Raw genomic sequence first — 21,914 nt, 5'->3', positions numbered from 1 at the left:
GGAGCAATCTCCGGAAAGTGCCTAACGGGTTTCCGTCCGGACGCGCGTCAAGGCAAGGAAATAAAGCGTTTCCGTGCAACGGGGAACCGCTCTATTGGCGGCGCCAGGTGATTGCGGAGTTGGTGATGTAGTTCCATGCCGAGCCCACGATTGCGCCGGCAAGGCCGGCGACCCACCAGCGTGAGTGGCCGCTGTAGAGAAGCGTCGACACGCCGACACCGGCCACGACGCCGAAGCTGCAAAGCGCCGCGAACATAAGCAGGCCGGTCAGGAACCGCCAGCCGCGCCGGCGCTGGTCGCGATAGGTGAAGGCGTTGTTCAGCGTGTAGTTGAAGGCCATCGCCGTGAACATGGCTGCTGTCTGGGCGACGACAAACGACAGGCCGTGCGGCAGCAATGCATGCAGGACCGCGAGATGGACGACAACGCCGGCGGACCCGACCAGGCCAAAGGCAAGGAAGCGCGTGGAGATCAGGTCTCCCGACATTTTCGCGACCAGCAGGCCGGCATATTCAAGCGCGACCAGGGAGTCGAGCTTGCTCTGTCCGTGCAGCCGCGGCGCAAACACGTAAGGGATTTCCTTGATCCTGATGGCGGTTGACGAAGACGCGACAATGTCGAGCAGGATCTTGAAACCTTGCCGCGACAGCCGGGGCGCCACCGCGTCGACGATTTCCCTGCGCAGCATGAAGAACCCGCTCATCGGATCATGGATCGGCGTTCTCAGCAGCAGACGCGCAAGATACGTCGCCAGCCGGCTGACGCTCGACCGCAGCCTGGTGAATCCGCCCTGGGCGCTGCCGTCGCTCCCGTAACGGCTGGCAATCACCAGGTCGGCCTCACCGCCTTGCAGCATCGCGAACATCGCGGGCAGGCATGTTTCGTCGTGTTGCAGGTCACCGTCCATCACGGCGACGATCGGCGCCGAGCTCGACAGGATGCCCTCAAGGCAAGCTCCGGCGAGGCCTCGCCGAGCAATGCGCCTGATGCCGCGAACCCGGTGATCGCCGGCGGCAATATCATGAACCGCCAGGATCGTGCCGTCCTTCGAGTCGTCATCGACAAAGACCACTTCCCAATCGATGTGCGCCAGCGATTGCCGCAGCCGGGCCACCAGCAGGCCGATGTTGGCGCGCTCGTTCAGCGTCGGAATGACGATCGTCACTTCCGGGCCACCATGCATGACGGGGAACGCGCTGTCCGCCGTCAACGCCACGGGGGCGTCCTGATAGGTGGTGGCCTGGTTCATGGCTGTCCCCCGGACGGCTGCCCATCGGCCTTGGAGAGCGGCGGCGCTACGCGCTTCACCGGCAGGATCAGCATGTCGAAGACCGGAAATCCGGAGATCCGTTGCGTTATGTGCCGGGCGTCGCCGTCGACGACGAACAGGCCGCCGAGATTGTCGCGATAGGCTTTTTCCTGGGCGGCCTCGTCGTCGCGGAAATTCATGGCGCCGATGAAGAAGCCGGTGGCTTGGCTGGCGAGTCGCCTGTGGTCCATGAACTGGAAGTGGCGCGGATCTCCGGGAAGCACGTCGACCGGAATGTCCGGGCCAAGTTCGTAGCCAAGCTTTGCCGCCTGCATCCAGTTCGCGGCAACGACATATCCGTTGGCGCGCCTGATCTCGTCGGCAACCTTGCTGTCCGTCAGCGCGGACCAGTCGACGAGCTGCCAGTTGACGTCGAACTTCGGCGCCCTCTGGAAAAATGGCCTCGTCAAGGCGCCGGTTGTCGCCTGCACCGCAAACCCCGTGGCCAGAAGCGGAACGACAGCGGCGGCGATAACGATGGACACGATCAGCAGCGTTCGCCTGCGCATCGAAAATGCGCCGCACCATTGGCCGACGAGCGGAAAGGCAAATAGGAAGCCACTCATCGACCAGTGCGGCAGCGAGTGGGCACTGAACAGGGCGATCAGGTCGAAGAACACGACGGGCAGCGCCGAAAGCAGCACGAAGAAGCGATCCGTTGCCGAGCCGGCCCAGGCGCCTCGCCACAGGCACGCCATGGCGACCAGCCAGATCGGCGGCCAAACATAGAGCGCCTGGCCGAGCAATGTGACGGCAAGGTTGCCGGGATGCAGGAGATGGCCTTCGTTGGCGGTACCCCGGCCGGACTGGAATGCCAGGGAAATCCAGGCATGATCCACGTTCCATATTATGACCGGCAGCAGACCAAGTGTCGCAATGGCGCCGGCCACCCATGGCCCGGCGGTTCGAAGCTGGTCCCGTCCGGGCTTCGTCAGCAGCAGGACCAGCAGGGCGGACATGCAGAACAGACCGGCCTGATATTTCGACATCAGCGCCAGCCCGAGCGCGACGCCGGCCGCACACCAGCGCAGAAGGGCAAACCGGGTTTCAGCGCCGAGAAGCATCGGTGCGGCCAGGCAGGCGGCGGCCAGCAGAAAGAAATCAAGCGGCCCGTCGGGAACGACGAAATGGCCGGCGGAGATAAGAAAGAACGGAGCGACCGTATACCAGGCCACGGCCCAGAATGCGGCAACGGCGCCATAGGCGTATCGGGTCAGCGCGAACAGCAGCAACGCCGACGCGGAGCCAAGCAACACATAGGGAAGTCTCACCAAAAGCCGGCATTCGCAGCCGGAAATATCCGCCATGAACCGGGCAAGCGCGAAGCCGATCGGAGGATGATCGAAATAGGAAAGCGAGTGGCTGCGCGACACCACCACCGCATAGGCTTCGTCAATCGAAAGTGGGATGACCGACGCAAGCCCTATCCTGAAGATCAGGAAGAAGAAGACGAGAAGTGCCATCTGAGAAATCGGGTACGCCGGAAAGGAGCACGCCGCGCCGGATGTGGACCATGTGGGAACCCCGGCACCTCGCCAGGTCTCGTCGTACTGCATGTGGGCGCTACCAGAACCAGAACAGATGGCTGCCGTATTCTGGTATCGGCTCGTTTCCGGACATGACGATCAGCAGCAAGGCAATGGCCAGCAACGCGATGCCGGTCGTGATCCAGATCCACCGGCCAGCCCGGACGGGAATATTGCGCGGTACGGACAAAGCCACCTCTCGGAACACGACAGGCTTTCGGCTTGGGACGGTCTTAGCCGCAGCGGTTCAGGCGCGACACTGCCTCGTCAATCATACTGCCGCCTTGCCGGGTTCTTACAAATCAGTAAGGGGTGGAATTGTTCACGGACGATCCGGCCCCACACAGCCGGCCCCGACACTCACCGGTCGATGCGCGTCGACAGGATGATCGACGATGAGGTCCGCTCGACCCCCTCCATGGCGCCGATCTGGTCGAGCAGCGCGTCGAGGTCGCGGATCGACGGGGCGTCGACAATGACGATCATGTCGAAATTGCCGCTGACGGAATGCAGCGTCCTGACCGGCGGCAGCGCCTGCAGAGCCCGCACCACTCTGTCGGCAAGCTTCGGCGTGACGGTGAGCAGCACATGTGCCTTGACCAGCCCTTGCTCATAGTCGGCCGAGAGCCTGACGCCGTAGCCTGCAATGATGCCGCGCTGCTCCAGCCGTTCGATCCGGCTCTGCACCGTGGTGCGCGACACGCCGAGCCGCCGCGCCAGTTCGGCCGTCGAGGCGCGTGCGTTGGCGCGCAGCAGGGAAAGCAGGGCCTGTTCGGCGTCACTGAGCATTTCGACGAATCCATTCGGCAAATTGGCTAATATTAGGGTTCGATCCGCCAGATTCCACACTTCCTTTCGACAGGCAAGCTGCGATGATTCCCGACGGATTGAACTGACAGGGGTTATTGATCATGAACAACATCGTTATCGTCGGCGCCGGCAAGATCGGCTCGACCATTGCCGGGATGCTCGCCGCGGCGGGCGACTACCATGTTGCCCTTGTCGACCGCTCGGCGGCGCAGCTCGCCGCGGCCGAAGTGCCCGCCGGCGTCGAGACGCTCGAACTCGACATCGCGGCGGTCGGCGCGCTCGAAGCGGCGCTCGCCGGCAAGTTCGCGGTGCTCAGCGCCGCCCCCTTCCATCTCACCACGCGCATCGCCGAGGCGGCGGCCAGCGCCGGCGTGCACTATCTCGACCTCACCGAGGACGTCGTCTCGACCCGCCGCGTCAAGGAACTGGCGCGTTCGGGCAAGAGCGCCTTCATTCCGCAATGTGGCCTGGCGCCGGGCTTCATCTCCATCGTCGCCAACGATCTCGCCAGCCGTTTCGACACGCTCGAAAGCGTGCGCATGCGCGTCGGAGCCTTGCCGCAATACCCGTCCAACGCGCTGAACTACAATCTGACCTGGAGCACCGACGGCGTCATCAACGAATATTGCGAGCCCTGCGAGGCGATCGTCGAGGGCGAGCTGGTCGAAGTGCCCCCGCTGGAGGAGCGCGAGGAATTCTCGCTCGACGGCGTCACCTACGAGGCCTTCAACACGTCTGGCGGGCTGGGCACCTTGGCCGAGACGCTGAAGGGCAAGGTGCGCACGCTGAACTACCGCACCATCCGCTATCCCGGCCATGCCGCGATCATGAAGGCGCTGCTCAACGATCTCGGCCTGCGCCACCGCCGCGACGTGCTGAAGGACATTTTCGAAAGTGCTTTGCCGGCGACGCTGCAGGACGTGGTCATCGTCTTCGTCACCGTCTCCGGCCGCCGCAATGGCCGCCTGCTGCAGGAAACCTACGCCAACAAGATCTATTCGCAGCGCGTCGGCAACCAGGTGCGCAGCGCCATCCAGATCACCACGGCGTCCGGCATCTGCGCCGTGCTTGACATGCTGGCCGACGGCAGCCTGCCGGCGACCGGTTTCGTCAAGCAGGAAGAGATCGCGCTGGATGCATTTCTGGCCAACCGCTTTGGCCGGGCGTATGCACAGCACGAGATGGTAAGCCGGCTGGCGAGCTGAGCGGGCGCCGCTTTTTCCCTTCTCCCCTTGTGGGAGAAGGTGGATCGGCGCGTAGCGCCGAGACGGATGAGGGGTGCTCCAGGGAACTCAACGTCTCACTCCGCTGGAACACCCCTCATCCGTCGCCTTCGGCGACACCTTCTCCCGCAAGGGGAGAAGGAAAACCCACCCCTCTAAATATGCAGTGCGTGGCCCAGCGCCTTCAGCGCCGCTTCCTGGAAACCCTCGCCTTGCGTCGGATGCGCGTGGATCGTGCCGGCGATGTCCTCCAGCCGCGCGCCCATTTCCAGCGCCAGCCCGAAAGCCGCCGACAGTTCCGACACGCCTTGCCCGACCGCCTGGATGCCGAGCACCAGATGGTTGTCCGCGCGGGCGACGACGCGGACGAAGCCATCCTCACCCATCTTCGTCATCGCCCGTCCATTGGCGGCGAACGGGAACAGGCCGATCTTGATCTCGCCGCCAAGCGCCTTCGCCTCTTCCGGCGACAGCCCTGCCGTCACCAGCTCCGGATCGGTGAAGCAGACGGCGGGAATCGAGCGCTTGTCCCAGCCGCGCTTGTGGCCGGCGACGATCTCGGCCACCATTTCGCCTTGGGCCATCGCCCGGTGCGCCAGCATCGGCTCGCCGGTGACGTCGCCGATGGCGAAGATGCCGCGCATCGAGGTGCGGCACTGGTCGTCGACCTTGATGAATTTGCCTGACATGTCGAGGTCGATCTGGTCGAGGCCCCAGCCTTCCGTCACCGGCTTGCGTCCCACGGTCACCAGGATCTTGTCCGCGGCAACCTTGGCACTCTTGCCATCCGCTGTCTCGACCAGCAGGGCATCGCCCTTCGTCGACAGGCCCTTGGCCTTTGCGTCTGTCATCACCTCGATCCCGAGCGCGGCGAGCCGCTTGACGACAGGCCGGGTCAGTTCGGCGTCATATTGCGCCAGCACGCGCGGCAAGGCCTCGACCACCGTGACCTTGGCGCCCATTTTCGCGAAGGCCATGCCGAGCTCCAGCCCGATATAGCCACCGCCCACCACGGCGAGTCTCCTGGGGACCTCGCTCAAGGCCAGCGCTTGCGTGGACGATATGACAGGCCCGCCAAAGGGAAGAAAAGGCAGCTCGACCGGCGCCGAGCCGGTGGCGATGACGATGGTTTCGGCGTGGATCATCTGGCTTCCGGTCTCGGTCTCGACCTCGACGGTCTTGCCGTCGCGGAACGTTGCCCAGCCCTGCACGGTCTTCACGCCAGCCTTCTTGAGCAGGCCGGCAACGCCGCTGTTGAGCCGGCTGACAATGCCGTCCTTCCAGGCGACGGTCCTGGCAAGGTCGAGCGCGGGCGCGGTGACCGAAATGCCGAGCGGGCTCTTGCCGCCAGCCATGTGCGACACTTTCTCGAACTCCTCCGCCGCATGGATCAGCGCCTTCGACGGAATGCAGCCGACATTGAGGCAGGTGCCGCCGGGCTTGCCCGCTTCTACGATGACCGTATCGACGCCGAGCTGGCCGGCACGGATGGCGCAGATATAGCCGCCCGGACCGGCGCCTATGACGAGCAGCTTGCAGGAGATTTCTTTCATGTTGGCTGTCCCTTCAGCGACGGTCGATACGCGCCTTCCCTTCTCCCCTTGTGGGAGAAGGTGGATCGGCGCGACAGCGCCGAGACGGATGAGGGGTGCTCCAGGGAACGCCGACGCCTCACTCCGCTGGAACACCCCTCATCCGTCGCCTTCGGCGACACCTTCTCCCACAAGGGGAGAAGGGGGAGCTCAAACCCCGACGCTGGCGCCTTCTGAACCGTTTCGATCAACTCATCGCCCTCAATCCACGAAAATCAGCGCCGGTGTTTCCAGCAGCGCCTTGATGCGCTGGATGAACACGGCCGCATCCCAGCCGTCGATGACCCGGTGGTCGAAGCTCGACGACAGGTTCATCATCTTGCGCGGGATGAACTGCGTGCCGTCCCACACCGGCCGCACCATCATCTTGTTGACGCCGATGATCGCCACTTCCGGATGGTTTATGACCGGGGTCGTCGCCACGCCGCCCATCGCGCCGAGCGAGGTGATGGTGATGGTCGAGCCCGACAACTCCTCGCGGGTCGCCGTGCCGGACTTGGCCGCCTCGGCCAGCCTGTTGACCTCGGCGCCGCAATCCCAGATGTCGCGCGCCTCGGCATGCTTGACGACAGGCACCACCAGCCCCGACGGCGTCTGCGCGGCGATGCCGATATGGATGCCGCCATGCTGGTGGATGATGCCGGCTTCGTCGTCGAACAGGGAATTGAGGTTGGGCTGGTCTGATATCGCCTTGACCATCGCCCGCATCAGGAATGGCAGCAGCGTCAGCTTCGGCCTCTCCACCCCACCCCTGGCGGCGCGCTTCTCCTTGTTGAGCGCGGCGCGCAATTCCTCCAGCGCGGTGACGTCGATTTCCTCGACATAGGTGATGTGCGGGATGCGCGACTTGGACAGCGTCATCTTCTCGGCGATCCTGCGCCGCAGACCGACCACCTTGATGTCCTCGACCGTGTCGTTGCGGGCAAGGCCCGATGCCTTGGCCACTTGCGGCCCGCGCGCCAGGAAGGCCTCGATGTCCTCGTGGCCGATGCGGCCGGCCGGGCCGCTTCCCGCGACCTGCCTGAGGTCGATGCCCGCCTCTTTCGCGCGCAGGCGCACGGCCGGCGACGCCAGCGGTTTTTCGCCCTCCGGGCGCGGGGCGCCGGCAACGGACGTGCGCCCGACACTTTTCGAAATGGCCGGCGCGGGTTTCGCCTCCGGGCTGCTGGCCTTTGGCTTGGTCTTCGCGTCCGGCGCCGCGCTCTCCGGCTTCGGCGTCGGAAGCTTCACCGGTGGCTCGGCCACCGCCGCCTCGGCCTTGGCGCCACCCTTAGGCGTTACATTGCCCTCGCCCGCAACTTTCAGCCGCACGATCGGCGAGCCGATCGCCACCGTGTCGCCGATCTCGGCGCCCAGCCACAGGATCTCGCCATCGACCGGCGAAGGGATTTCGACCGTGGCCTTGTCGGTCATCACGGCGGCAAGCACGGTGTCCTCGCGCACGATATCGCCGACCTTGACGTGCCACTCGACCAGCTCGGCCTCGGCGACGCCCTCGCCGACATCGGGCAGCTTGATGATGTGTTCGCCCATGTCAGGCCTCTCCCACTTTAGGCTTCCAAGGTTTCGATGAGAGCGCGGCCGACCCGGGCGGGACCGGGGAAATAGTCCCATTCCTGCGCGTGCGGATAGGGCGTGTCCCAGCCGGCGACCCGCGCCACCGGCGCCTCCAGATGATAGAAGCAGTTTTCCTGGACGAGCGCCGAAAGCTCGGCGCCAAAGCCTGAGGTCAGCGTCGCCTCATGCACGACGACGCAGCGCCCGGTCTTCTTCACCGAGGCGACTATCGTGTCGAGGTCGAGCGGCAACAGCGTCCTCAGATCGATGATCTCGGCATCGATGCCGGTCTCCTCGGCCGCGGCTTGCGCGACATAGACCATGGTGCCGTAGGCGAGCACGGTGATGGCCGAGCCGGCCCTGCGGATCGCCGCCTTGCCGAGCGGCACGGTGTAGTGGCCATCGGCGACTTCGCCGAGCTCATGTTTCGACCACGGCGTCACCGGCCGGTCGTGATGGCCGTCGAAGGGACCGTTGTAGAGCCGTTTCGGCTCAAGGAAGATCACCGGATCGGGATCCTCGATCGCCGCGATCAGCAGCCCCTTGGCGTCATGCGGGTTGGACGGCACCACCGTCTTCAGCCCCGACACATGGGTGAACAGGGCCTCGGGGCTCTGGCTGTGCGTCTGGCCGCCGAAGATGCCGCCGCCGGTCGGCATGCGCACCACGATCGGGCAGGTGAAATCGCCGTTCGAGCGGTAGCGCAGCCGGGCCGCTTCCTGGGTCAGCTGGTCGTAGGCCGGATACATGTAGTCGGCAAACTGAATTTCCACGCAGGGTTTGAGACCGTACGCAGCCATGCCGATGGCCGAGCCGACAATGCCGGATTCGTTGATCGGCGCGTCGAAGCAGCGGCTCTTGCCGTATTTGGCCTGCAGACCCTGCGTGCAGCGGAAGACGCCGCCGAAAAAGCCGACATCCTCGCCGAACACGACGACCTTCTCGTCGCGTCCCATCGACACATCCATGGCGTCGCGGATGGCCTCGATCATGGTCCGTCTCGGCATGGCTCAGACTCCCGCCTGCTGGCGCTGGCGCCTGAGATGCGGCGGCATCTCGGCATAGAGGCCCTCGAACATGTCGCGCGTCGACGGCTTGCCGCCGGCATGCAGCGTGCCGTGGCTTTCGGCCTCCTTCTGCGCCGCGATCACCGTGTCGAGGATCTCGGCCTCGGCCTGCGCGTGCCGCTCGTCCGACCAGACGCCGAGCCCGATCAGGTGGTTCTTCAGCCGCACGATCGGGTCGCCGAGCGGCCAGGCGTCGGACTCGGTCTTCGGCCGGTAGGCCGAAGGATCGTCCGAGCTGGAATGCGCGCCGGCGCGGTAGGTGACGTATTCGACCAGCGTCGGTCCGAGATTCCTGCGCGCGCGCTCCGCCGCCCATTTGGCCACCGCGTGCACGGCGAGATAATCATTGCCGTCGACGCGCAGCGACGGGATGCCGAAGCCGAGGCCGCGCGCCGCGAACGTGCCGGAGCCGCCGCGTGCGATGCCTTGAAAGGTCGAGATCGCCCATTGGTTGTTGACGACGTTGAGTATCACCGGCGCCTTGTAGGTGGAGGCGAACACCAGGGCCGAATGAAAATCGGATTCCGCCGTCGAACCGTCGCCGATCCAGGCCGCGGCGATCTTCGAATCGTTCGAGATCGCGGAAGCCATCGCCCAGCCGACCGCCTGGATATACTGCGTCGCCAGATTGCCGGAGATCGAGAAGAAGCCGTGCTCCTTCGAGGAATACATGACCGGCAGCTGGCGGCCCTTCAGCGGATCGGCCTCGTTGGAATAGATCTGGTTCATCATGGTGACCATCGGATAGCCGTCGGCGATGAGCAGGCCGGCCTGGCGATAGGTCGGGAAATTCATGTCGCCCGGCGCGAGCGCCTTGCGGAATGCGCAACTCACAGCCTCCTCGCCCAGATGCTGCATGTAGAAGGAGGTCTTGCCCTGGCGCTGCGCCATCTGCATGCGCGCATCGAAGGTCCGCAGCGTCATCATGTGACGCAGGCCTTCCAGCAACTCGTCGTTGGAAAGCAGCCCGGCCCACGGGCCGACGGCTTCGCCATTGCGGTTCAGCACGCGGATGATCGAAAAGGCCATGTCGCGGATGGTGCGCGGATCGACGTCGATCTCGGGGCGCGGCACCGAGCCCGCCTTGGCGATGGTCACGTTGGAAAAGTCAGGCGTGCCCCCCGGCCGCACTTCCGGCTCCGGAACATGGAAACGCAACATCCCAGCATCGGCCATGACCTTTGTCCTCCAATGTTGCCTGGCGCCGATATTTGCACATCCGCGCCGCCAGAGCGAATTCGTTGGGCAAGCCTTTCGTATCAGGCCGGCGACGCCGGCCGATCCAGCCTCCCGAGTACAAGATGAAGATATGTCCGCGAAATTTCTTGTCGATGTTTCATCGCGGCGCGCAATTTGGCGCAAGATTGGCTCGGGGTTTCCGCCAGATAAGGCGATTGGGCGGCAACAATTGCGCTGCTCTTCCCTCGTGAGGGTGTCCGATTAACGGAAGGTGGGAAGCGAGGTTGGCCTGGCCTGGCTCCTTGCTCCCCCCGCCGACCGGGGGAGAGGAAGGGTGTCAGGATCTGCGACCTCTCTGGAAGCCATTCACCCCACTCCCACATCATGCTAACCACCCTCCATGGCACAGAAGAAAGCTTTCGAGGTCGATTCGTGGCTCGCGAAGCCCGATCCGCGCATCTCCATCGTCCTGCTTTATGGCCCCGATCGCGGGCTTGTTTCCGAGCGCGCGAAGGCCTTTGCCGAGAAGACCGGCCTGCCGCTCGACGATCCCTTCTCCGTGGTGAGGCTCGAAGGTTCCGAGGTCGACCGCGACGAGGGCCGGCTGCTCGACGAGGCCCGCACCGTGCCGATGTTTTCCGACCGGCGCCTGCTTTGGGTGCGCAATGCCACCGGCCAGAAGGCGCTGGCCGAGGACGTGAAGGCGCTGACGGCGGAACCCGCGCGCGATGCCATCATCCTGATCGAGGCCGGCGATCTCAAGAAGGGCGTTGGGCTGCGCGCCGTGGTCGAGGGCGCGGACAACGCCATGGCGTTGCCGTGCTACGCCGATGAGGCGAGGGATATCGATACGGTCATCGATGACGAGCTGCGCAAGGCCGGCATGTCGATGACGCTGGAGGCCCGCCAGGCACTGCGCCGTAATCTCGGCGGCGACCGGCTGGCTTCGCGCGGCGAGATCGAAAAGCTCGTCCTCTATGCCCACGGTCAGAAGGAGATCGGGCTGGAAGAGGTGCGGGCGATGTCGGGCGACGTGTCCGGCGCCTCGTTCGATGATGCGGTCGACGCGCTTCTCGAAGGCAAGGTCGGCGATTTCGACACCGCCTTCACCCGCCACTGCCAGTCCGGCGGCCCGCCTTTCCTGGTGCTGTCCTCGGCGATGCGGCAATTGCAGCAGATCCAGGTCATGCGCGGCCAGATGGATTCTGCCGGCCGCAACGCCGCCTCGGTCGTTGCCGGCGCGCGCCCGCCGGTTTTCTTCTCGCGACGCAAGTTGGTGGAAAAAGCGCTCGAGCGCTGGAGCAGCGAAGCGCTGAGCCGCGCGCTGACGCGGCTGCAGACGGCCGTATTGCAGACGCGGCGGCGGCCGGATCTGTCGGTGGCGCTGGCACGGCAGGCGCTGCTGGGGATTGCGGTGGAGAGCGCGAGGCTGGGGCAGCGGTAGGAGAACGCTGCTCCCTGCTTCCCTTGGTCAATTCATCATCATGGCGCCCACAGGCTGAAAGGTGGGCAGCGCCTGCGGAAAGACCAGCACCGCCGCGCCGTAGAGCAGCAGGGCGACACCCGACAGCTTTGCGATCCCCTCTCCTGACGGGAGGGTTTTTTCCGCAAGGATCAGCAAGGTGACCACGGCCATTGCGGCGACGTTCATGATCCCGAGGGGAAAGAGGGCGAGAAACAAAAGCCAGCAGCAGCCCAGGCAGAAAAGCCCATGCTCCAGGCCCATGCGGACCGCGCCCCAGCGGCCATCGCGCCATGCGGTCAGGATGAAGCCGATCGGCGTACGGCATTTGGCCAGGCAGAGATTTTTCAGGGGCGAGAGTTGATAGGCGCCCGCGATCATCAGCAGCGCCCCGCCAATGCGCGCGGCCGCCGCCGTCGACAATCCCGCACGCCCGGCAAGCATCTCCGCGCCCGCCGCACCGGCAAAGGCGACAGCGCCCATCACGCCCCAAACCAGCATGTACCCGGCCACGAACACCCAGCTCGAGACAAAGGTCTCGCCCCGGCCCTGTCTGCCGGCCTGGACCTGGTGAAACGTCAGGATCATGGGCGCGGCGGTTGGAAACATCATGGCAATCATCATGATCATCCAGACGGCGAGAAACAGCGGCGCCTTCATGCCCATGGTGAGTGAGACCATTTCCATGCGCATGTCCGCGTCCATGCCCATTCGCTGCCAGATAAGCAGGGTCCACGCCGCCGCCGCGATAGCGATCAGCAGCGCGAGAAGGACGTATCGCTGCAACGTCGGCGCCATGGACGAGCCCGTTCCATGCTATGCGGCCAACAGCTACTGCTGGCCTGACCAATTGATCGGGGCGTAGTGTCCGTTTCGGCGGGAATTGTCCCAGCTCATGCCATGGTCGCTGAATGTACTGCCTTCGGCCCCCATCGCCAGGGCGAGCCAGTCTGGATTGACCGGATGGCCGGTCGCCGCCCACATCTGCCCGTCCTCGCGCATTGTCGGCAGCGGCTCGACCGCCATCCGCATGACGCCGGCAATCTCCGCCGACCGCTTCTTGCCGTCTATCCGGTAGTCTATCGGCACTTTCCTGGCGCCGAGATTCGTACCGATCATGGGTGCCAACACCGCCATGGGGCCGCCCGCGGCGCCCGTGAAGATCGCACCCAGCGCCTCGGTTTGCCGGTCATCGGCCCGTTCGTCGATATAGGCGGCGGCCGTCCAATTGCCGTTTGCCATCGGACCCGGCGTGTGGGCAACCATCGCGACGCTGAGCCCATCCAATCGAACGTCGCCGTAATTGCCCGTATCGATATGGAAGACCAAACCGACGTCGCAAACGCCTCTCGTCGGCTTCGATGTCAGCTGCGCGTTGGTGGACAGCAGGCAAGGACACACGACATCGCAGCTACAATTCTCGAAGTAACTTCCGGACAATTGCCAACGGACTGCCATTTGCACCTCCCACTTGCGTCAGGCGCGTCGGCATATTCGGCGAGGCGGTGCCATTTCAGGACACTTGCAGGAATGGCAAATAGCCCTCGCCGCGACTGACCGGCACGCTAGGGCAGATAATTAAGCCATATCTAATTCAGGCTACTCCGTTGCCCGGCACTGTCAAGCCGCGAGTGGCTGGGCTTGCGACAGGCGCTGCCACTCGCGGTGGAGAGCGCGAGGCCGCGGCAGTACGGATAATCTCCCCCCTCGAGGGGGAGATGTCGCCAAAGGCGGCAGAGGGGGTCGGTGCGACTGGATGCGACTTCCTTGCGGCGAATGGAGGCCGACACCTGGTCATACTGCCCGCCATCTTCCCCGAGGGGGGAGACCAACGCTTCGGCCTTTTGCCCAACCATCAGCGCCATAAACAAGGGCGGACCTGGCAGCCCGCCCTTGTTTTTCGAAAGAAATTCGCCGGCTAATTACCGTTCCTGCTTCAATCTCCGGCACAGTTCATCGAGCTGCTCCAGCGAGCGGTAGGAAACGCGAAGTTCGCCGCCCTTGCCCTTGTGATCGATGGACACGATCATGCCGAGCGTATCGGTCATCAGCTTTTCCAGCGCCAGCGTGTCGGTATCCTTTTCCGGCGCGGCTTGCGCCTGCTTCGGCTTGGACGGCGTCGGACCGGCCGGCATCTGGGCCAGCGCCTCGGCCTGGCGCACCGAAAGGCCTTCCTCGACGATGCGCTTGGCGAGACCCGCCGGATCCTCCGCCGTCACCAGCGTGCGGGCGTGGCCGGCCGACAGCGCGCCGTCGACCAGCATGTCGCGGATCACCTCCGGCAACTTCAGCAGCCTGAGCGTGTTGGCGACATGGCTGCGGCTCTTGCCGATGACATTGCCGAGGTCGGCCTGGGTGTAGCCGTGATCGTCGATCAGCTGCTGGTAACCCAGCGCCTCCTCGACCGCGTTGAGGTCGGTGCGCTGCACATTCTCGATGATCGCCAGTTCCAGCGCCGTACGGTCGTTGACATCCCTGATGATGACCGGGATCTCGGTCAGCCCGGCGCGCTGCGCGGCGCGCCAGCGGCGCTCGCCGGCGATGATCTCGTAGCGGCCAGCCTGCGTCGGCGACGGTCGCGCCACCACCGGCTGCACCACGCCGTGCTCGCGGATCGACTGGGCAAGATCGGTCAGTTCGGCGTCGCCAAAATGCCGGCGCGGATTTTTCGGGTTCGGGCTGACGAACTCGATCGGCACCTTGCCGTCCGCGCTCATGCCGGGCTTTTCCGGTGCCGCCGGGCGATCGATCTCGCCGATCAGTGCCGCCAGGCCACGCCCCAGTCTTTTCCTCGAAAGGTCTTCGCTCATCTCTATTCCAGGTTCTTCAGATCGTTTCGGTATCGAATCGGCTGTTAATCATGCATCCGATCTAATCAAGCGGCGCGCAATTTACGCTCGCGGCGGATCACTTCCGAGGCCAGTTGCAGATAGGCCTGGCTGCCCGAGCATTTGAGGTCATAGAGGATCGCTGGCTTGCCATAGGACGGCGCCTCGGACACCCGCACATTGCGCGGGATGATCGTCTCGTAGACCTTGTCGCCCATGTGCTGCCGCACATCCTGGACCACCTGGTTGGCCAGATTGTTGCGGCCGTCATACATGGTCAGCACGATGCCCTGGATGGTGAGGTCCGGATTGATCGAACGGCGCACCTGCTCGACAGTCTCCAGCAGCTGGCTCAGGCCTTCGAGCGCGAAGAACTCGCATTGCAGCGGCACCAGCACCGAATCGGCGGCCGCCATCGAGTTGAGCGTGAGCAGATTGAGCGACGGCGGGCAGTCGATCAGCACATAGCCGAACCCGGCCGAACGCGCCGAGGCCGCACGCAAGGCATTGCGCAGCCGCAGCACCCGGTCCGGCGCCGAGGCGATCTCCATCTCGATACCGAGCAGATCGAGCGTCGACGGCACGATGGACAGGCCAGGCACGGCTGTCGGAATGGCCGCGGCTTCCAACTCCAGCTCGCCCGTCAGCACATCGTAGGATGACACGGTCCGGTCCTTGCGGTCGATACCGAGGCCGGTGCTGGCATTGCCTTGCGGATCGAGATCGACGATCAGCACCTTTTCGCCGATTGCGGCCAAGGCGGTGGCCAGGTTGATGGCGGTGGTGGTCTTGCCGACACCGCCCTTCTGGTTGGCTACGGTGATGATTCGGGGGCCGTTCTTCATCATGGGTTTATGCCAGAAATTCATTTTGGGTCGCCAGATAGCTCGACAAGTCGAAGATCAGACAGGTCGCAGATTTGACAGTTCAAGAATGACGCCATGCGGGTCCGTCATACTGCGATGTTCTACCAGATCGAAGGACCATCGGTTAACGCTTTCTTGCACTTCCGCGCGATAATCCCGGCCTTTGTGGAACAGCCCGCGCGCGCCTGATGTCAACCAGGGCGCCGACAGGTCGAGAAGGACCGAAAGCGAGGCCAGGGCCCGCGCCGTGACGATCTGCGGCGACGCAACAAGCGCATGGCTGTCCTCGATGCGGCGCGCCACGATCCGAGCCGGCAGGTTGAACTGGCCGACGACAGCCTGCAGGAACGAAGCCTTTTTGCGGTTGCTTTCCACCAGATCGATGCTGGCCCCTGGGCGCTCGGCGAGCAGGAAAGCCATGACAAGGCCTGGAAATCCGCCGCCGGAACCGATGTCGGCCCAACGCACGGCACCGGGTTCTATGCGGGCGAGCTGTGCGCTATCCAATATATGGCGCTGCCAGACATCGGCCGAGGTCGACTGCGCCACTAGATTGATGCTGCGGTTCCATTTCTGGAACATCTGTTCGAATGCCACCAGGCGGTCGAATGTTTCACGTGAAACCGGGCCGGCGGCGGCCTCCAGGCTCTCCAAGGAAAAAGAGCTCACGCAACATCCCTTTGTTCGCCCTGGAGCCTCTGCGCGCTTTCATGGTGGCGGACATGGGCGACGATGATCGCCAGCGCCGCCGGCGTCATGCCCTCCATGCGCTGGGCATCCGCGATGGAACGAGGCCGACGTGCCTGCATCTTCTGCTTCAGCTCGTTCGACAGCCCGGGAACAGCTGTGAAATCGACCGCCTCGGGGATCAGCCGGCTCTCCTCATGGCGAATCTGCGCGACATCCGTCTTCTGGCGATCGAGATAGACGGAATATTTCGCCTCCGTTTCGAGGCGCTCGGCGGTCTTTGCATCGATCGCGGCAAATTTCGGCTCTATCCTGGCCAGCCAGGCAACGTCGACGCTGGGATAGGCCAGCAATTCATAAGCAGACCGGCGTACTCCGTCGCGATTGATCTCCAGCCCGTGCCGCGCCGCCTCATTGGGCGTCATGGTCAGGGCCTTGGCCAGCGCCCGCGCCGCGTCGAGACGCTGCATCACATCGCCATAGCGTTGACTCCGTTGCGCCGAAGCGATCCCCAGCCTCTCCGCCAGCGGCGTCAGCCGCTCATCGGCATTGTCGGCTCGCAGCGACAGGCGGAATTCGGCGCGCGAGGTAAACATGCGATAGGGCTCGCTGATGCCGCGGCTGATGAGGTCATCGACCATGACACCGATATAGGCCTCGGTGCGGCTGAGCACGATCTGCTCGCCGCCCGCCGCTCGCCTCGCCGCGTTGAGCCCCGCAAGCAAGCCTTGGCCGGCGGCCTCCTCATACCCGGTCGTGCCGTTGATCTGCCCGGCCAGGAAGAGTCCGGCAACCCGTTTGGTCTCCAGTGTCTGATGCAGTTCGCGCGGATCGACATGATCATATTCAATGGCATAGCCGAGCTGCAGCATGACCGCGCGCTCCAGCCCCGGAATGGTCTTGAGGATATCGAGCTGCACATCCTCGGGCAGCGAAGTCGAAATCCCGTTCGGATAGACCGTATCGTCGTCAAGCCCTTCCGGCTCGAGAAAGATCTGATGGCCGTCCCGGTCGCCGAACTTGACGATCTTGTCTTCAATCGACGGGCAGTAGCGCGGGCCGACGCCTTCGATCGAGCCGGAATACATGGCGGAGCGGCCAAGGTTGGCGCGGATCAGTTCATGCGTGGCTGGCGTCGTGCGCGTGATGCCGCAGTCGATCTGCGGTGTCTCGATGCGGTCGCTCATCAGCGAGAACGGAACCGGATCTTCATCCGCCGCCTGGCGGTCCAGCGAAGCCCAGTCGATGGTTTTTCCGTCCAGCCGTGGCGGCGTCCCGGTCTTCAGCCGGCCGAGCCGGAACCCTGCCCGGTCCATGGTCGCCGACAGGCCGAGGCTTGCCTGCTCGTTCATGCGGCCGGCAACAATCTTCTTATCGCCGATATGGATGAGCCCGCGCAGGAAGGTGCCGGTTGTCAGCACCACGGCGCCGCATGCCAGACGGCGGCCGTCCCCCAGCAGGACGGCGGCGATCTTGCCGTTGTCGATTTCGAAATCCAAAACCTCGGCCTCGACCACGTCGAGATCGTTCTGCTGCCGAATCGCTTCTTGCATCGCAAGACGATAGAGCTTCCTGTCGGCCTGGGTGCGGGGTCCGCGGACCGCCGGGCCCTTGCGCCGGTTGAGCAGGCGGAACTGGATGCCCGCCGCGTCCGCCACGCGGCCCATCAGGCCATCCATGGCGTCGATCTCGCGCACCAGATGGCCCTTGCCGAGGCCGCCGATCGCCGGATTGCACGACATGACGCCGATCGTATCGAAGCGCAGCGTCACCAGCGCGGTCCTGGCCCCGGCGCGCGCGGCTGCGCTGGCCGCCTCGCAACCCGCATGGCCGCCGCCCACCACAACCACATCATAGTGATCGGTCATTTCGAATTTCCCGGGACTCAAAAGATTGAGGGACACATGTCCCCGCAGGGCGAGCCTGTCAAGAAAACTTCGCGGGAAGTTTCACGTGAAACAAAGGATTACCTACCCTCCCCCTTGTGAGGAGGGGGTGAGCGTAGCGCCATGTTTCACGTGAGTCACAGCTGTCGCAGCTGTTTCACGTGAGTCATGCCCACGCATTGCGAGGGATCCCAACTTCGTCATCCACGGGCGGAGCAGCCGCGCAGCGGCGTCGCGGAGACCCGAGGATCCATCCGTGACCTTGGATGCAGGGTGCAGCGGAACAAATCCTGCACCGCTGCGGAGCGTCGGAATCCCGGCATGGATCCTAAGGTCTACGCCGCGTCGCTTCGCTCCTTGCTTCGCCCTAGGATGACGAACCTGTTAATGTCGCCGCTCAACTATCAGCGCCGAGCACCCGAGCCAGTCTCCGACCCAACTCATTGTTTCACGTGAGTCATTTCCCGATACAGAACTGCCCGAAAATCACATCGAGCATATCCTCGACATCGATGGCGCCAACGATCCGACCCAGGCGATCCGCCGCCAGCCGCAGTTCCTCGGCGCGCAGCTCCTGGCCCGCGGCGCCGTTATCGGTGGCGCGAAGCAGATGGCAATTGGCTTCGCCGAGCAGTTCGACATGGCGCAGGCGCGATGGCAGAACATCGCCGATATCACCGGCCGCTTCCGCCGCGCGCCGGCCGATCTCAGAAAGCAGCGCTTCCACACCAGTCCCCTTTACGGCTGAAATGACAACGTCATAGCGGCCGGCCGCTTCCCGAGCCGCCTGCTCATCCAGCAGGTCGACCTTGGTGCCAACGCGCAGCAAAGCTGCGGTACCCGGCAACGGGCCGACATCCCCAAGAGACTGAATATCCTCCAGCAGCAGCAAGAGATCAGCGCGATCGGCTTTGGCGCGCGCCTTCTCGATGCCGATCGCCTCAACCTTGCCCGGAGCGTCGCGCAGCCCGGCCGTATCCGTCAGCCTGACGCGCATCCCGTCGAGATCGAGCAGCACCTCGAGCAGGTCCCGTGTCGTGCCCGGCTCATCCGTTACAATAGCTGCATCGCGCCGCGCCAAGGCGTTGAACAGACTCGACTTGCCGGCGTTCGGCGCACCGAGGATGACCACCTCGAACCCGTCGCGGATGATCTCGGCGGTGCGAAATCCGGCGACGTGGCGATCGATTTCCGCGATCATCGCCCGCACGTCAGACCAGACCGTATCCGAAACGGACCCAGGCACATCGTCCTCGTCAGCGAAGTCGATCTCGGCCTCGATCATGGCGCGCGCATGAATCAGCCGCCGACGCCAGCCGAGATAAAGCTCGCTCTGAGCACCCTCGGCATTCTGGATGGCAAAGCGGCGCTGCGCCTCGGTCTCGGCATTGACCAGATCCGCCAGCGCCTCGGTCTCCACCAGGTCCACCTTGCCGTTGAGAAAGGCTCGCCGCGTGAATTCGCCCGGTTCCGCGTGCCTGACGCCGTCAAAAGCGACGATCGCCTCCAGCATTCTGGCCACGACGGCACGTCCGCCATGGACGTGGAATTCGGCCACGTCCTCTCCGGTGAAGCTGGCCGGGCCCGGAAAAAAGACGACAAGCCCGCTGTCCAGCACGGATCCATCCGGTGCCCTGAACCTGCGCAGAACCGCCGCGCGGGCTTTAACCATACCGCCGGCAATCGTTTCGACAACGAATCGAGTCTGTGGACCGGAAATGCGCAGCACGGCAACGCCAGCCGGAAGCCGGCCGCTGGACAGCGCCACAATGGAATCGCCTGAAATCATTTGCCCGCTCTGCTGAACCGCCCTAGCTTTCGCGACACGTTGAACCGAGTTGCCCGAGTTCCATTGTGACATTGCCCGCGCAAAACCTGCTTGCCGACGAGGCCAGCCCCTATCTGCGGCAGCACAGCGGCAATCCCGTCCATTGGCGGGCCTGGTCGCCGGCTTCGCTCGAGGAAGCCAAGGCCCTCGACAAGCCGATCCTGCTTTCCGTCGGCTATGCCGCTTGCCACTGGTGCCATGTCATGGCCCATGAAAGCTTCGAGAATGACGCGGTCGCCGCCGTCATGAACCGTCTGTTCGTCAATATCAAGGTCGACCGCGAGGAGCGCCCGGACATCGACCAGATCTATATGGCGGCCTTGTCCTCGATGGGCGAACAAGGCGGCTGGCCGCTGACCATGTTCCTGACCCCTGACGGCAAGCCCTTCTGGGGCGGCACCTATTTCCCGCGTGAGTCGCGCTATGGCCGCCCTGGGTTCACCCAGGTGATGGAAGCGGTCGACAAGGCCTGGCGGGAAAAGCGCGCCAGCCTGAACCAGAGCGCCGATGGACTGACCAGCCATGTCGAAGCGCGGCTCTCCGGCACGCACGCCAAGGAAAGCCTTGACCGCGGCACGCTGAGCGACCTCGCCGGCCGCATCGACGGCATGATCGATCGCGACCTTGGCGGCCTGCGCGGCGCCCCGAAATTCCCCAACGCGCCATTCATGCTCACCCTATGGCTGTCCTGGCTGCGCGATGGCAACGCCACGCATCGCGACGACGTGCTCGTCAGCCTCGAACAGATGCTCGCCGGCGGCATTTATGATCACATTGGCGGCGGGCTCAGCCGCTACTCGACCGATGCCGAATGGCTGGTGCCGCATTTCGAGAAGATGCTCTACGACAATGCGGAGCTCATTCGCTTCTGCAACTGGGCCTATGCCGCGAGCGGCAGTGATTTGTTCCGGATACGAATCGAAGAGACCGTCGGGTGGCTTATGCGCGAGATGCGCGTTGACGGCGGGGCTTTCGCCGCCAGCCTCGACGCCGACAGTGATGGTGAGGAAGGTCTTTTCTACACCTGGAGCCGAGAGGAAGTGGAAGCCGTCCTCGGCGACGATTCTTCTTTGTTTTTCAATTACTTCACGCTCTCTAGCCCGCATGGCTGGGAAGGCAAGCCGATTGTCCACCAAACCCGCGCCCAGCAAGCCCGGGGCGTGGCCGACCGGGAACGATTGATCCCGCTCAAGGCGCGGCTTCTCGCCGCCCGGGAGGAGCGAGTCAGGCCGGGCCTGGATGCAAAGACCCTCACCGACTGGAACGGCCAGATGATAGCCGCGCTCGCCGGGGCCGGCCGCTCGCTGAACCGGCCCGACTGGATCGAAGTGGCGGCAAAGGCCTTTGCCCATATCGTCGCGGCCAGCCACGACAAGCGCCTGCCGCATTCCATGCTCGGCCCGAGAAAGCTCTTCCCCGCTCTGTCGAGCGACTATGCCGCCATGGCCAACGCCGCGATCTCGCTGTTCGAGGCGTCAGGCGATTGGGATTATGTCGATCAGGCCAGCGGGTTCGTCGAACAACTCGACCGCTGGCACGCCGACGCCACGGGGACGGGGTACTACCTGACCGCTTCGGACAGCACCGACGTGCCGATCCGCATCAGGGGCGATGTCGACGAGGCCATTTCGTCAGCCACCAGCCAGATCATCGAAGCGCTGGTCCGGCTAGCCTCGGTCACTGGCGATCTCGACCTGCACGAAAAGGCCTGGCAGGTCGCCGAGCACGCGGCCGGCCGTGCCGCGCATCAGGCTTACGGCCAGGCGGGCATCGTCAATGCCTGTTCGCTTGCAATCGAGCCTCTGAAACTGGTCATCGTGGACAGGCTGGAAGATCCGAAGCTCGTTCCGGTAGCGAATCGATGCCCTGACCCACGCCGCGTCGACATCATTACGACGATTGGTTCGGAAGCGAATCGACCGCTGCTGCCCGGCGGCATCTTCCCGCCGACCAACAGGCCGGGCGCCTGGCTTTGCACCGGCCAGGTCTGCCTGCCGGCGGTGACGGATGCCGAGGAACTGGAGCGGTTGTTGCGGCGAAAGTGAACCGCCGGCCCCGGCGCTGGTACCCTGCCTCCGCTGCGCGGATCGACCC

18 protein-coding genes are annotated in these 21,914 nt (G+C 64.4%); 3 read left to right on the top strand and 15 right to left on the bottom strand.

All coding sequences use genetic code 11. From position 1 onward, the window contains the following. Window positions 1-91: 91 nt before the first annotated feature. The 4 genes from EB230_RS04805 to EB230_RS04790 all read right to left on the bottom strand — a co-directional run bounded on the left by EB230_RS04805 (window position 92) and on the right by EB230_RS04790 (window position 3,624). Window positions 92-1,249 carry a glycosyltransferase family 2 protein gene (locus tag EB230_RS04805; protein WP_172371628.1) on the bottom strand — a complete coding sequence of 386 codons (1,158 nt, stop codon included), beginning with the start codon at window positions 1,247-1,249 and terminating at the stop codon, window positions 92-94. Then, window positions 1,246-2,772 carry a glycosyltransferase family 39 protein gene (locus tag EB230_RS04800; RefSeq protein WP_172371626.1) on the bottom strand — a complete coding sequence of 509 codons (1,527 nt, stop codon included), beginning with the start codon at window positions 2,770-2,772 and terminating at the stop codon, window positions 1,246-1,248. Before EB230_RS04800 ends, EB230_RS04805 begins: the two co-directional genes overlap by 4 nt. A gap of 100 nt (window positions 2,773-2,872) precedes the next feature. Further along, window positions 2,873-3,025, bottom strand: coding sequence for a hypothetical protein (locus tag EB230_RS04795; protein WP_155772489.1), 153 nt, complete (start codon window positions 3,023-3,025; stop codon window positions 2,873-2,875). 170 nt (window positions 3,026-3,195) lie between these two features. Continuing rightward, window positions 3,196-3,624, bottom strand: a complete 429-nt coding sequence (locus tag EB230_RS04790) for an Lrp/AsnC family transcriptional regulator (protein ID WP_172371624.1) — start codon at window positions 3,622-3,624, stop codon at window positions 3,196-3,198. A 122-nt stretch (window positions 3,625-3,746) separates the two neighbouring features. On the opposite strand from EB230_RS04790, the gene EB230_RS04785 reads away from it, so the two are divergent. After that, complete coding sequence (locus tag EB230_RS04785) at window positions 3,747-4,850, top strand: saccharopine dehydrogenase family protein (protein WP_172371622.1); 1,104 nt, start codon at window positions 3,747-3,749, stop codon at window positions 4,848-4,850. A gap of 173 nt (window positions 4,851-5,023) precedes the next feature. On the opposite strand, the gene lpdA is transcribed toward EB230_RS04785, so the two are convergent. The 4 genes from lpdA to EB230_RS04765 all read right to left on the bottom strand — a co-directional run bounded on the left by lpdA (window position 5,024) and on the right by EB230_RS04765 (window position 10,260). Continuing rightward, a complete protein-coding gene (lpdA, locus tag EB230_RS04780) occupies window positions 5,024-6,421 on the bottom strand; it encodes a dihydrolipoyl dehydrogenase (RefSeq protein ID WP_172371620.1) in 1,398 nt (465 codons plus the stop codon). 240 nt (window positions 6,422-6,661) lie between these two features. Further along, a complete protein-coding gene (locus EB230_RS04775) occupies window positions 6,662-7,993 on the bottom strand; it encodes a dihydrolipoamide acetyltransferase family protein (RefSeq protein ID WP_172371618.1) in 1,332 nt (443 codons plus the stop codon). 17 nt (window positions 7,994-8,010) lie between these two features. Then, complete coding sequence (locus EB230_RS04770) at window positions 8,011-9,024, bottom strand: alpha-ketoacid dehydrogenase subunit beta (RefSeq protein WP_172371616.1); 1,014 nt, start codon at window positions 9,022-9,024, stop codon at window positions 8,011-8,013. 3 nt (window positions 9,025-9,027) lie between these two features. Beyond that, the gene (locus EB230_RS04765) at window positions 9,028-10,260 is read right to left on the bottom strand and encodes a 3-methyl-2-oxobutanoate dehydrogenase (2-methylpropanoyl-transferring) subunit alpha (RefSeq protein WP_172371614.1); all 1,233 of its coding nucleotides are present in this window, start codon (window positions 10,258-10,260) and stop codon (window positions 9,028-9,030) included. A 403-nt stretch (window positions 10,261-10,663) separates the two neighbouring features. Here EB230_RS04765 and holA point away from each other — a divergent pair, with 403 nt between their 5' ends. Continuing rightward, window positions 10,664-11,707: a DNA polymerase III subunit delta gene (gene holA, locus EB230_RS04760; RefSeq protein ID WP_056574257.1), complete on the top strand. Its 1,044-nt coding sequence runs from the start codon at window positions 10,664-10,666 to the stop codon at window positions 11,705-11,707. A gap of 27 nt (window positions 11,708-11,734) precedes the next feature. Here the strand turns inward: holA and EB230_RS04755 are convergent, their stop codons facing one another. The 7 genes from EB230_RS04755 to mnmE form a co-directional block, all read right to left on the bottom strand. Further along, window positions 11,735-12,523: a DUF2182 domain-containing protein gene (locus EB230_RS04755; protein WP_172371612.1), complete on the bottom strand. Its 789-nt coding sequence runs from the start codon at window positions 12,521-12,523 to the stop codon at window positions 11,735-11,737. 33 nt (window positions 12,524-12,556) lie between these two features. Then, on the bottom strand, window positions 12,557-13,183 hold the full coding sequence (locus tag EB230_RS04750; protein ID WP_172371610.1) for a DUF1326 domain-containing protein: 627 nt from the start codon (window positions 13,181-13,183) through the stop codon (window positions 12,557-12,559). Between the two features lie 464 nt (window positions 13,184-13,647). Beyond that, window positions 13,648-14,535 carry a ParB/RepB/Spo0J family partition protein gene (locus tag EB230_RS04745; RefSeq protein ID WP_056574248.1) on the bottom strand — a complete coding sequence of 296 codons (888 nt, stop codon included), beginning with the start codon at window positions 14,533-14,535 and terminating at the stop codon, window positions 13,648-13,650. 65 nt (window positions 14,536-14,600) lie between these two features. Continuing rightward, entirely contained in the window at window positions 14,601-15,401 is an 801-nt protein-coding gene (locus EB230_RS04740) for a ParA family protein (protein ID WP_081689605.1), read from the bottom strand. Between the two features lie 54 nt (window positions 15,402-15,455). Then, window positions 15,456-16,088: a 16S rRNA (guanine(527)-N(7))-methyltransferase RsmG gene (gene rsmG, locus EB230_RS04735; protein ID WP_172371608.1), complete on the bottom strand. Its 633-nt coding sequence runs from the start codon at window positions 16,086-16,088 to the stop codon at window positions 15,456-15,458. Then, window positions 16,085-17,974, bottom strand: a complete 1,890-nt coding sequence (gene mnmG / locus EB230_RS04730; protein ID WP_172371606.1) for a tRNA uridine-5-carboxymethylaminomethyl(34) synthesis enzyme MnmG — start codon at window positions 17,972-17,974, stop codon at window positions 16,085-16,087. Before mnmG ends, rsmG begins: the two co-directional genes overlap by 4 nt. Before the next feature lie 475 nt (window positions 17,975-18,449). Then, window positions 18,450-19,781 carry a tRNA uridine-5-carboxymethylaminomethyl(34) synthesis GTPase MnmE gene (gene mnmE / locus EB230_RS04725; protein ID WP_172374998.1) on the bottom strand — a complete coding sequence of 444 codons (1,332 nt, stop codon included), beginning with the start codon at window positions 19,779-19,781 and terminating at the stop codon, window positions 18,450-18,452. Between the two features lie 65 nt (window positions 19,782-19,846). On the opposite strand from mnmE, the gene EB230_RS04720 reads away from it, so the two are divergent. Then, the gene (locus tag EB230_RS04720) at window positions 19,847-21,865 is read left to right on the top strand and encodes a thioredoxin domain-containing protein (protein ID WP_172371604.1); all 2,019 of its coding nucleotides are present in this window, start codon (window positions 19,847-19,849) and stop codon (window positions 21,863-21,865) included. Window positions 21,866-21,914 lie beyond the last annotated feature (49 nt).

It is taken from the genome of Mesorhizobium sp. NZP2234, from assembly GCF_013170765.1.
In the GTDB taxonomy this organism is placed as follows: domain Bacteria; phylum Pseudomonadota; class Alphaproteobacteria; order Rhizobiales; family Rhizobiaceae; genus Mesorhizobium; species Mesorhizobium loti_D.
Note: the sequence above shows the minus strand (reverse complement) of the source record. Positions and strands in the feature narration are given on the sequence as shown.

Bases quoted from the DNA above. Each gene is read 5' to 3' on its own strand.
- EB230_RS04805 (WP_172371628.1), bottom strand. From the start codon at position 1,249: ATGAACCAGGCCACCACCTATCAGGACGCCCCCGTGGCGTTGACGGCG.
- EB230_RS04800 (WP_172371626.1), bottom strand. From the start codon at position 2,772: ATGGCACTTCTCGTCTTCTTCTTCCTGATCTTCAGGATAGGGCTTGCG.
- EB230_RS04790 (WP_172371624.1), bottom strand. From the start codon at position 3,624: ATGCTCAGTGACGCCGAACAGGCCCTGCTTTCCCTGCTGCGCGCCAAC.
- EB230_RS04785 (WP_172371622.1), top strand. From the start codon at position 3,747: ATGAACAACATCGTTATCGTCGGCGCCGGCAAGATCGGCTCGACCATT.
- lpdA (WP_172371620.1), bottom strand. From the start codon at position 6,421: ATGAAAGAAATCTCCTGCAAGCTGCTCGTCATAGGCGCCGGTCCGGGC.
- EB230_RS04775 (WP_172371618.1), bottom strand. From the start codon at position 7,993: ATGGGCGAACACATCATCAAGCTGCCCGATGTCGGCGAGGGCGTCGCC.
- EB230_RS04770 (WP_172371616.1), bottom strand. From the start codon at position 9,024: ATGCCGAGACGGACCATGATCGAGGCCATCCGCGACGCCATGGATGTG.
- EB230_RS04765 (WP_172371614.1), bottom strand. From the start codon at position 10,260: ATGGCCGATGCTGGGATGTTGCGTTTCCATGTTCCGGAGCCGGAAGTG.
- holA (WP_056574257.1), top strand. From the start codon at position 10,664: ATGGCACAGAAGAAAGCTTTCGAGGTCGATTCGTGGCTCGCGAAGCCC.
- EB230_RS04755 (WP_172371612.1), bottom strand. From the start codon at position 12,523: ATGGCGCCGACGTTGCAGCGATACGTCCTTCTCGCGCTGCTGATCGCT.
- EB230_RS04750 (WP_172371610.1), bottom strand. From the start codon at position 13,183: ATGGCAGTCCGTTGGCAATTGTCCGGAAGTTACTTCGAGAATTGTAGC.
- EB230_RS04745 (WP_056574248.1), bottom strand. From the start codon at position 14,535: ATGAGCGAAGACCTTTCGAGGAAAAGACTGGGGCGTGGCCTGGCGGCA.
- EB230_RS04740 (WP_081689605.1), bottom strand. From the start codon at position 15,401: ATGATGAAGAACGGCCCCCGAATCATCACCGTAGCCAACCAGAAGGGC.
- mnmG (WP_172371606.1), bottom strand. From the start codon at position 17,974: ATGACCGATCACTATGATGTGGTTGTGGTGGGCGGCGGCCATGCGGGT.
- mnmE (WP_172374998.1), bottom strand. From the start codon at position 19,781: ATGATTTCAGGCGATTCCATTGTGGCGCTGTCCAGCGGCCGGCTTCCG.